Raw genomic sequence first — 12,664 nt, 5'->3', positions numbered from 1 at the left:
GCACTGATGAGGAGGGGTATCGGTGGCTGACGACATGGGCGACGAAGAGATGACGAGGCGCCGGGCTGCCGGTGGGCACTCGACGTCGGCCGATCGCGCCGAGCTCGCACCGTCGACCGGTGCGCACGCTGCGGAAGCGGTCCCCGACAGCCTGAACATCCGCGTCGACCTCCCACCCGCGCCGAGGCCCGAGATGCCCGAGGACGAGGTCGCGGTCGCGATCGACGACGTCGCCGTCAACCCCGGATCGGTCGTCGGGGGCGGCGCCTCGACGACGTCGGTGGAGGTCGTCACCCCGGCACTCGCAGGCAGCTACCGCAGCTCCTACCGTCGGGACCCGTCGCCGTACAGCGCCATCCTCGCGTCCGACGCGTCGAGGCTCCGCCGTGAGCGGGTGAGCACCGACACCGGCAGCCACGTCGCGGTGGTCGACGTGCCGAACGACGGGCTCGCCCCGGCCGAGGTGCCCGAGACGTCGGAGTCGCTGACCGCCGACCGACTCATCGACCTCAACCGCACGACCCGTCCGGCACCGCACGGCGGGTTCAACCGGTTCCTCTACGAGGCCTCACTGCACCTGGTCAACCTGGGCGACTCCGCCAAGGTCCGCGCCCACAAGGAACTCAGCGGTCGCATCCAGCGGCGCTTCGAGGGCGGCGCGCGGTTCGTTCCCGTGCTCACCCGCAAGGGCGGCGTCGGCAAGACGACGATCACCGCGCTCCTCGGCATGGCACTGGCCGACGCTCGCGACGATCGGATCATCGCGATCGACGCGAATCCCGACCGCGGCACACTGGCCGAGCGCGTCGACCGGCAGACCCGCGAGACGGTGCGCGACGTCGTGACGAAGGCGTCGTCGATCGGCGGCTACACCGACTTCTCGGGCTTCGTCTCGCGCGACGAGACGCGACTCGACATCCTGGCGTCCGACACCGACCCGACCCTCTCCGAGGCGTTCGACGACAACGACTACAACGTCGTCGCCGGACTGGCCGCCCGGTACTACTCGCTGGTGCTCACCGACTGCGGCACCGGCATCGTGCACTCGGTGATGCGGGCGACGCTGCAGCGCGCCGACTCGATCGTCGTCGTGTCGGGCGGCAGCGTCGACGAGGCGCGACTCGCCTCCGAGACCCTCACCTGGCTCGAGGCCAACGGCTACGGCGAGCTCGTGCGCAATGCGGTCGTGGCGATTAACCTGGCGACGCAGGGCACGCACCTCGTCAAGGTCGACGAGATCGAAGCCCACTTCCAGTCGCGCGTGCGCGAGATCGTGCGGATCCCGTACGACCCGCAGCTCGCGGCCGGATCCGTCGTCCACTGGGATGAACTGCGTCCCGTGACGCAGCACGCGGCGCGCGAACTCGCGGCCCTCGTGGTGGAAGGCCTGCCCGTGGACCGCGGGCACTGATCGGAGCGCAATTGCCGGAACGTCCCATTCGCCTGTTCGGCGACCCCGTCCTGAAGACCGTCTCCACCCCCGTCGAACAGATCGACGATGGGGTGCGCGCGCTCGTCGCCGACCTCATCGACAGCGTGAGGCTCCCCGGCCGCGCGGGCGTGGCGGCGTCGCAGATCGGCGTCAACCTGCGCGCATTCAGCTACAACGTCGACGGTGAGGTCGGGTACATCCTGAATCCCGTGATCGTCGAGGTCTCGGGCGAGGCGGAGCTCATCGACGAGGGGTGCCTCTCGGTCCCCGGCCTCTGGCACAAGACGCCGCGGCATCCGTTCGCCCGGGTTCGCGGCATCGACCTCGACGGCAACGAGGTCGAGCTCTCCGGCACCGGACTCATGGCGCAGGCGCTGCAGCACGAGACCGACCACCTCGACGGCATCCTCTACCTCGATCGGCTCGAGAAGGCGGAGCGCCGTGCGGCGATGAAGGAGGTTCGCGAGTCGGACTGGTTCTGACCGCGCACGGCTCCGGCGCACGGCGGTCCACGACGAAGGGCCCCGCGGATGCCGCGGGGCCCTTCGTCGTGAGAACGATCAGTGCACGATCGAGTGGCCCTCGGTGGCCGGGGCTCCCGAGTACATCGCCTCGATCTGACCGGAGAAGTCCTCGAGGATGACGTTGCGCTTGATGCTGAGCTTCGGCGTGAGGTGCCCGCTCGCCTCGGTGAGCTCCGACGGGAGGATCGTGAACTTGCGGATCGACTCGGCTCGCGACACGTTCTCGTTCGCCGCGTCGATCGCGCGCTGCACCTCGGCGAGCACCGCCGCGTTCGTGGTGGCCTCCTCGACGCTCATGCCCGCGTCCTCGTGGTTGTTGTTGAGCCAGACCGGGAGCATCTCGGGGTCGAGCGTGATGAGCGCCGAGATGAACGGCTTCTTGTCGCCGACCACGACCACCTGGCCGATGAGCGGGTTCGCGCGGATCGGGTCCTCGAGCGCGGCGGGCGCGACGTTCTTGCCGCCGGCCGTGACGATGATCTCCTTCTTGCGGCCGGTGATCGAGAGGAAGCCGTCGCTGTCGAACGAGCCGAGGTCGCCGGTCTTGAACCAGTCGCCGTCGAAGGTGTCGGCCGTCGCCTCGGGGTTCTTCCAGTACTCCTTGAAGACGTTGATGCCCTTGACCTCGATCTCGCCGTCGTCGGCGATGCGCACGGACACGCCGGGCAGCGCCGGCCCGACCGAGCCGATCTTGGACTTCGTCGCGAGGTTCACCGTGGCGGGCGCCGTGGTCTCGGTGAGGCCGTAGCCCTCGAGGATCGTGATGCCGAGCGCGTGGTAGAAGTGGCCGAGGCGCGGGCCGAGCGGTGCGGAGCCCGAGACGGCGTACTTCACGTTGCCGCCCATCGCGTGCCGGAGCTTGCCGTAGACGAGCCGGTCGAAGAGGGTGAACTTGACCTTGAGGCCGAACGGGACCTTGCCGGCCTCCTTGGCGGTCGAGTACGCGACGGCGGTGTCGGCCGCAGCTCGGAAGATCTTGCCCTTGCCGCCCCCCTCCGCCTTCTGCTCCGACACGTTGTAGACCTTCTCGAAGACGCGCGGCACGGCGAGGAGGAAGGTCGGCTTGAAGCTGCCGAGCGAGGGGAGGAGCTGCTTCGTGTCGGGCTGGTGGCCGACGCGCACGCCGGCGTGCACTGCCAGCACGGCGATGAACCGCGCGAAGATGTGCGCGGTCGTGATGAAGAGCAGGGTCGATGCGCCGGGCTCGGACACGACCTCCTTGAGCGCCACGGCCGAGTTGCGGCAGAGCTCGACGAAGTTCGAGTGCGTGAGCACGCAGCCCTTGGGCCTGCCGGTCGATCCCGACGTGTAGATCAGGGTCGCGATGTCGGAGCCGACGGCGAGGTTGCGCCGCCGCTCGATCTCATCGTCGGAGACTCCCGTGCCCGACGACGCGAGCTTGTCGAGGTCGCCGAGGTCGATCTGCCAGGTGTTGCGGATCGCCGGGAGCTCGGGGTGCACCTCGTCGAACCGGGCGAAGTGGTCGGGCGTCTCGAGGATGACGGCGATGGCGCCCGAGTCGGCGAGGTTCCACTTCACCTGCGCGGGGGAGCTGGTCTCGTAGATCGGCACCAGCACCGCACCGGCGAACCAGGTGGCGAAGTCGATCAGCGTCCACTCGTAGCGCGTCTTGCACATGAGGCCGATCTTGTCGCCGGGCTCGATGCCGGCGGCGACGAGGCCCTTCGCAAGGGCGATGACCTGGTCGTAGAACTCGCGGGTCGTGACCGGCGACCAGCCGCCGTCGGCGGTGGGCAGGGAGAACAGCACCGAGTCCGGCGTCGCGGCGACTCGGTCGACGAGGAGGTCGGTCGCGTTCGCCTCGGGATCGGCCGGAACGACGGCGGGGGCATCGAATTGGATCACGGTAGCTCCTTCGGCACCGGGGGAGGCTGCGCAGCGCAGAGCGCGCGAACCTCGGCATTGGGGTCGATTACACTCTAGTCGTTGCTCGTGCGGCCTCGAGGCCCCGGGATCATTCGGCCTCACCCCCTTCGAAAGGCGGCTTCCTGGTGCACGCGATCGGTATCGACATCGGCGGGACGAAGATCGCCGGGGCGGTGGTCGACGAGTTCGGCGCCATCATCCGGAGCGAGCGCGTCGCCACCCCGGGCGATCCGCAGCTCCTCGAGGACGCCGTCGTCGCGATGATCGAGTCGCTCTCCGCGAACGGCCCGACGGCCGCCGTGGGCGTGGCCGCAGCCGGGTTCATCGACGCGGCCCAGTCCACGGTGTACTACGCGCCGAACATCCACTGGCGCAACGAGCCGTTCCGCGAGAAGCTCGAGGCCCGCGTCGGCACGTCGGTGGTCGTCGACAACGACGCGAACGCCGCGGGCTGGGCGGAGTTCCGGTTCGGCGCCGGCCGCCTCGTCAGCGACATGGTGATGCTCACGATCGGCACCGGTGTCGGCGGCGCGATCGTCGCGGGCGACCGGCTCTTCCGCGGCGGCTTCGGGGCGGGCGCGGAGCTCGGCCACATGCGCCTCGTTCCGGGCGGCATCGCCTGCGGGTGCGGGCAGCACGGATGCCTCGAGCAATACGGCTCGGGTCGGGCGCTCCTGCGCATGGCGAACGAGATCGCGGATGCCGGCGGCATCGGGCAGTCGCTCGCACGCGTGCGCGAGGAGCACGCCGCCCTCGACGGCCGCCTCGTCGGCGCGCTCATCGAGGAGGAGGACCCGGGTGCCGTCGCAGCCGTGCGCCAGCTCGGCCACTGGCTCGGCCAGGCCTCCGCATCGCTGTCGGCCGTGCTCGACCCGCAGCGGTTCGTGTTCGGCGGCGGCGTCGCGGTCGCGGGCGAGCTGCTGCTCGGCCCCATCCGCGAGGCGTACCTCGAGCACCTGCCGGCGCGGGGCTATCACCCCGAGCCCGACTTCGTGATCGCCGAGCTCGTGAACGACGCCGGCGTCGTCGGGGCTGCCGACCTGGCGCGCGTCTGGGTCGAGGACCACGCCTGACGCGCTCGGCGCTAGGCTGAATCGTTCGTTCGCCCGGGGAGGGGAGTACGCCGATGTTCTACTGGATCATGAAGCACATCGTCATCGGTCCGATCCTCCTCGCGATCTTCCGCCCCTGGGTCGTCGGGCTGGAGCACGTGCCCAGGGATGGCGCGGTCGTGCTCGCCTCGAACCACCTCTCGTTCATCGACTCGATCTTCCTGCCGCTCGTCGTCGATCGCCCGGTGGTCTTCCTCGCGAAGAGCGAGTACTTCACGGGCAAGGGCCTGAAGGGCTGGGCGACGCGCGTCTTCTTCCAGGCCGCGGGCCAGCTGCCCATCGACCGCTCGGGCGGCAAGGCGTCGGAGGCCTCCCTCGAGACCGGCCTGCGGGTGCTCGGCGAGGGCGGCATCCTCGGCATCTACCCCGAGGGCACGCGCAGCCCCGACGCCCGGCTGTACCGGGGTCGCACGGGCGTCGCCCGCATGGTGCTCGAGGCGGGCGTCCCCGTGCTGCCGGTCGCGATGATCGGCACGGAGAAGGTCATGCCGATCGGCACCAGGCTGCCGAAGGTGCGCCGCATCGGTATCATCATCGGCGAGCCGCTCGACTTCACGCGTTTCCAGGGACTCGAGGGCGACCGGTTCGTGTTGCGCTCCGTGACCGACGAGCTCGTCTACGAACTCCGCGCACTGAGCGGCCAGCCGTACGTCGACGTCTACGCGAGCTCCGTGCGGGAGCAACGCGCCACGCCTTCGGGGTAGGCTCGAAACAGCGGCGGCGCGACGTGCGGCGCCGCGTTCCCATTCCCGGCGCCCAGCGCCCGAACTCTCAGGACACTCCCGTGGTACAGCTCGTCGAGCCCGTCGTCAACGCAGATCCCTCCGTGATCGACGGCCTCGACTATTGGCGCACGCTGCCGATCAAGCAGCAGCCCCAGTGGCCCGACCCCGACGCCGCGCACGCGGCATCCGCCGAGCTCGCGACGCTGCCGCCGCTCGTGTTCGCCGGCGAGGTCGACATGCTGCGCACGCGACTCGCGGCGGCCTCGCGCGGCGAGGCGTTCCTGCTGCAGGGCGGCGACTGCGCCGAGACCTTCGCGGGCGCGACGGCCGACCAGATCCGCAATCGCGTGAAGACGGTGCTCCAGATGGCGGTCGTGCTCACGTACGGCGCGTCGATGCCCGTCGTGAAGATGGGCCGGATGGCGGGCCAGTTCGCAAAGCCCCGCTCGAGCGACACCGAGACCCGCGGCGACGTCACGCTACCCGCCTACCGGGGCGACATCGTGAACGGCTACGACTTCACGGCGGAGTCGCGCGCGGCCGACCCGGCGCGTCTCGTGCGCGGCTACCACATGGCCGCCTCCACGCTGAACCTGATCCGCGCGTTCACCCAGGGCGGGTTCGCCGACCTCCGCCAGGTGCACTCGTGGAACCAGGGCTTCTCGGTGAATCCGGCGAACGCGCGCTACGAGTCCCTCGCCCGTGAGATCGACCGCGCCATCAAGTTCATGGAGGCGTGCGGCGCCGACTTCGAGGCGCTCAAGCACACCGAGTTCTACACCGGCCACGAGGGCCTCCTCATGGACTACGAGCGGCCGATGACGCGGATCGACTCGCGCACCGGCACGCCATACGACACGTCGTCGCACTTCATCTGGATCGGCGAGCGCACGCGCGACCTCGACGGCGCGCACGTCGACTTCCTCTCGCGGGTGCGCAACCCGATCGGCGTGAAGCTCGGCCCGTCGACGACGCCCGAGACCATGCTCGAGCTCGTCGAGAAGCTCGATCCGAACCGCGAGCCGGGCCGCCTCACGTTCATCACGCGCATGGGCGCGGGCAGGATCCGCGAGGCGCTGCCGCCGCTGCTCGAGGCCATCAAGCGCAGTGATGCGAATCCGCTCTGGGTCACCGATCCCATGCACGGCAACGGGTACACGACGCCGAACGGCTACAAGACCCGGCGCTTCGACGACGTGGTCGACGAGGTGCGCGGGTTCTTCGAGGCGCACCGGGCCGCGGGCACGTACCCCGGCGGCATCCACGTCGAGCTCACCGGCGACGACGTGACCGAGTGCCTCGGGGGCTCCGAGCACATCGACGAGGAGACCCTCGCCACGCGATACGAATCGCTCTGCGACCCGCGCCTCAACCACATGCAGTCGCTCGAGCTCGCCTTCCTGGTGGCCGAGGAGCTCACCGCCCGCTGAGCGACGTCGCGGGGCGTCCGGCGCACCGATGCCCCGCGACCGCCGCCCGGGTCAGCCGAAGTTGACCGTGACCTCGGATCCTCGCTTGAGGCGTTCGCCCGGGGCCGGGCTCTGCACGGAGGCCACCACGGCGCCCTCGAGGAACGACGGCACGTTCGAGGCCACCGTGAAGCCGAGCGCCTCGAGCTGCTCGCGCGCCTGGGCGATCGTCTGGCCGGTGATGACGTTGGGCACCTCGACGAGGTCCTCGCCCTTCGAGACCGTGAGCACGATCGTGTCGCCCGGGCGCACCGGGTCGGTGGTGGGGGTCGCCGCGATCACGTGGTCGAGGGGAACCTCGTCGCTGAACTCGGGCTCGGCACGGCCGACCGCGAGGCCCGCGCCGGTGATCGCCGCCTCGGCCTCGGCGACGGGCAGGCCCGTGACGTCGGGAACCGACCCGACCGACACCACCAGGGTGACGTCGCCGAGCTCGGGGTACTCCGCGCCGAGGGGATTGCCATCGGCGCCGAGCACGGCGATCACGGAGCCGGCGGCGATGTCACCGGAGAACTGCGGTGCGCTCGCCTCCGCGACGGCGAACTCGGCGAGGGCCGCCCGCGCGTCGGCCTCGGGCTGCCCGATCACGTCGGGCACGGGCAGCATGCGCGGCCCGAGCGACACGAACATCGTCACCGCTGACCCCCGCCGCGCCTGCTGGCCGCCTGCCGGATCCGTGCCGGACACCTGGCCGGCGGGCACCCGCGGGTCGTTCCGTTCGCCGTCGACCACCTCGAAGCCCTCGGCCTCGAGCACCTGCCGGGCGTTGTCGGGGAGCAGCGTCGCCGTCTCGGGCACGGTCGCGAGCGCACCGGGGCCGGCGCCGAAGTACCAGCCGGTTCCGGCGGCGAGGCCGGTGAGCAGGAGCACGAGGGCGAAGATCCAGTAGCCGCGGCGCCGGCGACGAGCGGCCGTCGAGGTGAGCGCGGCCGCGTCCTCGCCGCCGTCGGATGTCGCGAGCGCGACGGCGGGGGCGGCTGGCGCGACGGCGGCGGCGCCGATCACGCTGGTCTCGGCCGTGGCGGCACCGATGGGCATCGCGGCATCCGCGATCACCATGGTGGCCTGCGTGCGGAGCGGGGTGCGCGACGCGCGGATGCCGGGCTCCACCTCGCGCAGCCGGTCGAGCATGACGCGGGCGTCGTTCGGGCGCTCCTCGGGGTCGCGCGCCGTCGCCCACAGGACGAGCTCGTCGAGCTCGGTTGGGACGGCGGGATTCTTCGAGCTCGGCGTGGGCACCGTTTCGTTCGCGTGCTGGTAGGCGATCGCCATGGGCGCCTCGCCGACGTAGGGCTGCTCACCCGTGAGCATCTCGTACATCATGATGCCCACCGCGTAAATGTCGCTGCGCGCGTCGGCGACGCCGCGGGTCACGAGCTCGGGGGAGAGGTACGCGATCGTGCCGAGCAGCGCCTGCCCGGTCGCCGTGTTCGCGCTCGCGGCGCGTGCGAGGCCGAAGTCGCCGAGCTTGATGCGGCCGTCGTCGGCGAGCAGCACGTTCTCGGGCTTCAGGTCGCGGTGCACGATGCCGGCCTTGTGCGCGGCCGCGAGGCCGGAGAGCACCGCGTCCATGATGTCGACGGTCTGCTCGGGCGTGAGCTTCTTGTAGTCCTTCAGCAGCTCGCGCAGGGTGATGCCGGGCAGGTACTCCATGACGAGGTACGCCATGTCGGAGTCCTGGCCCTGGTCGAAGACGTTCACGACGTTCGGGTGCGCGAGCCGTGCGGCCGAACGCGCCTCCTGGACGAACCGCGTCTTGAACGTGTTGTCGTCGGCGAGGTGGCCGTGCATGATCTTGATCGCGACCCGGCGCTCGAGCCTGAGGTCGGTCGCGAGGTAGACGGTGGCCATGCCCCCGCGTGCGATCCGCGAGCGCACCTGGTACCGGCCGTCGACGAGACGGCCGATCATCGGGTCGGCAGGCGCGGTGGTCACCCTTCGAGTCTACGAAGGCGCACATGCCGCAAGCCGACTAAACGCCGCAGAACGGCGAGATCGCAATGGCTTCGTGATGACGGATGCCGCGTCCCGGCGCCGCGCGGAATCGCGGGCTCAGCCCAGCTCCGACAGCCAGGCCCGCGCCTGCGTCTCCCACTTCGCGTAGTGATCGGGATGCGCGGATCGCTGCACCGCCTGCGCGGCCTGGGTGACGCTCAATGACTCCCAACCCGGGATGTCGAGCAGGCCGAGCGTGCCGCCCGCGCCGGGCTCGCCGTGTCCGACGTAGAACGCGGTCGCCGCCTGCACCGGATCGAGCACCTCATGGGGTGCGCCCCAGCCCTGGCTCGGCCGCTGCTGGAAGAGTCCGAGCGAGTCGAGGTCGCCGTGGTGCACGTTCCGGAGGCCCGACTCCTGCGCCGCGGCCGCGAGGGCGATGACGATGCCCTGGTCGGGGACGCCGAGCGCCCGCCCGACGTCGATGACGATCCTGGCGTTGGCGCGGGTCTCGTCGTCGAGCGGCATCGTGACCGACACGACCGGCGTGGGGCGGCGGACGACGAGCGACTGGCCCGGCAGGATGACGTTCGACCCGCCGAGTCCGTTGTTCGCGTCGAGTTCGGCCACCGTGACGCCGTAGCGATCGGCGATCGCGATGAGCGTCTCGCCCTCGACCACGACGTGCGCCTCGACGGAAGCCGGGGCGGGGGCAGGCGGGGCGGGCCCGGACCGTGGGACCGGCTCGGGCGCGACGGCGGAGGGGTCGGTGAGCGGGAGGACGATCGCCTCGCCGGGGAAGATGAGGCTCGAGGGTCCGAGTCCGTTCGCGCTGAGCACGCTCGCGACGTCGAGTCCGTACCTGGCGGCGATCCCCCCGATGGTGTCGCCCTCGACGACGACGTGCCGCGCGATCTCGGGCGCGACGGGAAGGGGTGCAATGGCCGCGTCGGCGCCCGGAGCGCCGGCGGGCAGCGCGAGCCGCTGGCCGGCGAAGATGAGGCTCGACCAGCCGAGCCCGTTCGCCGCGAGGACCTCCGCCGTCGCGAGTCCGAATCGCTCGGCGATGCCGCTCACGGTGTCGCCCTCCGCCACGACGTACTCGGCGGGCGCCGGCGCGACCGCGGCGACCGCGGCGGTCCGGTGCACGGCGGAGCCCTGCGCCTTCGCCTTCGCGTGCCGCTTGACCTGCGGCGTCGCGGCCTCGGCGGGGTGGGCGATGCCCAAGGTCACGGCGACCGTGCTCACGATCGCGAGCGGCACGCTGAGCACGGCCCGGATCCCGCGCCGACGGGGTCGATCGGAGGCGTCGGCGCGCGCCGGGGAGTCGCGCCGGATCTGCTCCGTCTCGCTCGCCATCGTTCCCCCTCAGGCCGGCGTCGGACCTCCTCGTCCGTGGCCAACGTCGCACACGGCATGGGTCGAGTCAACGACCTCGCCGCGCGTCTCCCGACTCCGTCCGGGAACCCGTCGCCACGCCGCGGGGGCCACCGCTTCCGCAGGGCCGCGTGCGTCTGGCAGGCTGGTCACGTGACCGACGACGCCCAGACCGACTGGCTGACCGTTCCCGACCTCGTCGAGCTGCTCGGGCAGACCCCGAGCCGCATCCGCCGCCTCATCGACGATCGCCACCTGCTGGCGGCGCGCGTCGACGGCGTGCTGAAGGTGCCCGCGCTGTTCCTGCGCGACGGCGCGCCGCTGACCGAGCTCCACGGCACGGCCATGGTGCTCTCGGATGCCGGCTTCACCGACGCCGAGGCGCTCGAATGGCTGCTCGAGGAGGAGGACAGCCTCGGCACGACTCCGATCGCGGCACTCCGCGCCGGGCGCAAAGCGGAGGTGCGCCGCATCGCCCAGGCGCTCGCCTGACGCCGCTCAGCTCGACCGGCGGGTGACCGCCTTCGCCAGCGCGCCGAGCTCGGCGCGGGCGTCCTGGCTGAACGGCGCTTCGGCCAGCACCGCGGTGGCGCGAGCGACGTTGTCGGCGATGAGGCGTTCGATCTCGTCGACGGCGCCGCAGTCGGAGATGGTGCGCTGCAGCATGGAGACCTGCCCGGCATCGAGCTCGGGATCGCCGAGGAGCTCGTCGAGCAGGCGTCGCTGCCCGAGGGCGAGGCGTTCGCGGGCGATCGCGATGAGCATGGTGCGCTTGCCCTCGCGGAGATCGTCGCCGCTCGGCTTTCCGGTGAGCTCGGTGTCGCCGTAGACGCCGAGCAGGTCGTCGCGCAGCTGGTAGGCGATGCCGAGGGGCAGGCCGAACCCGCGCAGCGCGTCGAGCTGGGCCGTCGTCGCGCCGGCGATCGTGCCGCCGATGGCGAGCGGCGACTCGACCGAGTACTTCGCCGCCTTGTACACGATCACGCGTTCTGCGCGGGTGCGCTGCTCCTCGTCGGACTGGACGACCCACGCGCGCTCCTCGAGGATGTCGAGGTACTGTCCGGCGGTCACCTCCGCGCGCATCCTGACGAACTCGGCGCGCGCCGCCCGGGCTGCCTGCCGGTCGGGGAGCGGTTCGAGGCCCTCGTCGAGCAACTCGTCGCTCCACCCGAGCAGCAGGTCGCCGAGCAGGATGGCCGATGCGCGGCCGAAGTCCGCGCTGCTGCCGGCCCACCCCGATTCGGCATGGAGCCCCTCGAACAGCCGATGGGCCGAGGGTGCGCCCCTTCGGGTGTCGGAGTTGTCGATGATGTCGTCGTGCACCAGGGCGGCGGCGTGGAACACCTCGAGCGCGGCGGCGGCCGAGACCACCGGGAACCGGTCGCGGCCGCCCTCCGCCTCGAACGGGTCGAAGCCCCGGCCGGCCACCGCGTCCCAGCCCCAGTAGCAGAACAGGGCCCGGAATCGCTTGCCGCCGCTGAGAAACCGCTTTGAGAACGCGTCGAGCGGCTCCAGGTCGGGACTGATCGAGCGGAGAATGGAAGTGCGTTCGGCGAGGAAGCCCTCGATGCGCGCATGCACCAGATCGACCAGCCGGGAACCGTGAGCCACCCGCCTAGCCTAGCGAGGCGGCGCGGCGCTAGAATGGCCTCGGATGCGTCGATCCCGAGCCTGAGGGGAATGAGATGCCGCTTTCAGAGCAGGAGCAACGTCTTCTCGAGGAGATGGAGCGGAACCTCTACCGCAACGACGCGGACTTCGTCCACGCGGTGGGCGGTGTCCGCGGACGACGGCCGAACTACCGGGCGATCGTGCTCGGCGTGCTGCTCGCCGTCGCCGGGGTCGGCGCGCTCATCGCGGGCGTGGCCCTGCAACTGCTCATCGTCGGCGTCATCGGCTTCGCGCTCATGTTCGCCGGCGTGCTCATCGCCATCACACCCAGCAAGCGCGGCGCCGCCGCAGCCGCCCCGACGGAGCCGTCGCCGGCCACCAAGGCGAAGCGCACGGGCGGCGGCTTCATGGACCGCCTCAACGACCGTTGGGACCGCCGCCAGGAGGGCCGCGACTAGTCCTCCACTTCGCACCACTGCGACGGGTCGATCTTCGGATCGGCCCGTTTTCGTCGTGCCGGGGAGTTCCACGAGCCCGGCGCCGCGACATCCGCTGACCCGACGACGGCGCATTCGCCCGACGAGCGGACCCA

At 71.2% G+C, this 12,664-nt stretch carries 11 protein-coding genes; 7 read left to right on the top strand and 4 right to left on the bottom strand.

The window, feature by feature from the left end:
* Window positions 1–49 precede the first annotated feature (49 nt).
* The gene (locus EV187_RS11450; RefSeq protein ID WP_207221831.1) at window positions 50–1,411 is read left to right on the top strand and encodes a MinD/ParA family ATP-binding protein; all 1,362 of its coding nucleotides are present in this window, start codon (window positions 50–52) and stop codon (window positions 1,409–1,411) included.
* Window positions 1,412–1,422: 11 nt separating this feature from the next.
* Window positions 1,423–1,914 (top strand): peptide deformylase, encoded by a 492-nt coding sequence (gene def, locus EV187_RS11445; protein ID WP_130353140.1) that lies wholly within the window; start codon window positions 1,423–1,425, stop codon window positions 1,912–1,914.
* 78 nt (window positions 1,915–1,992) lie between these two features.
* Here the strand turns inward: def and EV187_RS11440 are convergent, their stop codons facing one another.
* Window positions 1,993–3,822, bottom strand: a complete 1,830-nt coding sequence (locus tag EV187_RS11440) for an AMP-dependent synthetase/ligase (RefSeq protein WP_130353139.1) — start codon at window positions 3,820–3,822, stop codon at window positions 1,993–1,995.
* Between the two features lie 146 nt (window positions 3,823–3,968).
* Here EV187_RS11440 and EV187_RS11435 point away from each other — a divergent pair, with 146 nt between their 5' ends.
* From EV187_RS11435 to EV187_RS11425, 3 genes are all read left to right on the top strand, one after another.
* Window positions 3,969–4,916 (top strand): ROK family glucokinase, encoded by a 948-nt coding sequence (locus tag EV187_RS11435; protein WP_130353138.1) that lies wholly within the window; start codon window positions 3,969–3,971, stop codon window positions 4,914–4,916.
* A 53-nt stretch (window positions 4,917–4,969) separates the two neighbouring features.
* On the top strand, window positions 4,970–5,659 hold the full coding sequence (locus EV187_RS11430; RefSeq protein ID WP_130353137.1) for a lysophospholipid acyltransferase family protein: 690 nt from the start codon (window positions 4,970–4,972) through the stop codon (window positions 5,657–5,659).
* 80 nt (window positions 5,660–5,739) lie between these two features.
* Window positions 5,740–7,110, top strand: coding sequence for a class II 3-deoxy-7-phosphoheptulonate synthase (locus EV187_RS11425; protein ID WP_423190884.1), 1,371 nt, complete (start codon window positions 5,740–5,742; stop codon window positions 7,108–7,110).
* A 51-nt stretch (window positions 7,111–7,161) separates the two neighbouring features.
* Here the strand turns inward: EV187_RS11425 and pknB are convergent, their stop codons facing one another.
* Both pknB and EV187_RS11415 read right to left on the bottom strand, forming a co-directional pair.
* Window positions 7,162–9,084 (bottom strand): Stk1 family PASTA domain-containing Ser/Thr kinase, encoded by a 1,923-nt coding sequence (pknB, locus tag EV187_RS11420; protein ID WP_130353136.1) that lies wholly within the window; start codon window positions 9,082–9,084, stop codon window positions 7,162–7,164.
* 117 nt (window positions 9,085–9,201) lie between these two features.
* Window positions 9,202–10,443 carry a LysM peptidoglycan-binding domain-containing protein gene (locus tag EV187_RS11415; RefSeq protein WP_130353135.1) on the bottom strand — a complete coding sequence of 414 codons (1,242 nt, stop codon included), beginning with the start codon at window positions 10,441–10,443 and terminating at the stop codon, window positions 9,202–9,204.
* Window positions 10,444–10,614: 171 nt separating this feature from the next.
* Between EV187_RS11415 and EV187_RS11410 the strand changes: the two genes are divergently transcribed.
* Entirely contained in the window at window positions 10,615–10,953 is a 339-nt protein-coding gene (locus tag EV187_RS11410) for an Rv2175c family DNA-binding protein (protein WP_130353134.1), read from the top strand.
* Between the two features lie 6 nt (window positions 10,954–10,959).
* Here the strand turns inward: EV187_RS11410 and EV187_RS11405 are convergent, their stop codons facing one another.
* Window positions 10,960–12,072 (bottom strand): polyprenyl synthetase family protein, encoded by a 1,113-nt coding sequence (locus EV187_RS11405; protein ID WP_130353133.1) that lies wholly within the window; start codon window positions 12,070–12,072, stop codon window positions 10,960–10,962.
* 74 nt (window positions 12,073–12,146) lie between these two features.
* Here EV187_RS11405 and EV187_RS11400 point away from each other — a divergent pair, with 74 nt between their 5' ends.
* Window positions 12,147–12,530 carry a DUF3040 domain-containing protein gene (locus EV187_RS11400; protein WP_130353132.1) on the top strand — a complete coding sequence of 128 codons (384 nt, stop codon included), beginning with the start codon at window positions 12,147–12,149 and terminating at the stop codon, window positions 12,528–12,530.
* Window positions 12,531–12,664: the final 134 nt, after the last annotated feature.

Origin of the sequence: Agromyces ramosus, from assembly GCF_004216665.1 — a bacterium.
Lineage (GTDB): Bacteria > Actinomycetota > Actinomycetes > Actinomycetales > Microbacteriaceae > Agromyces > Agromyces ramosus.
This window is presented reverse-complemented; position numbering and strand designations above follow the sequence as displayed.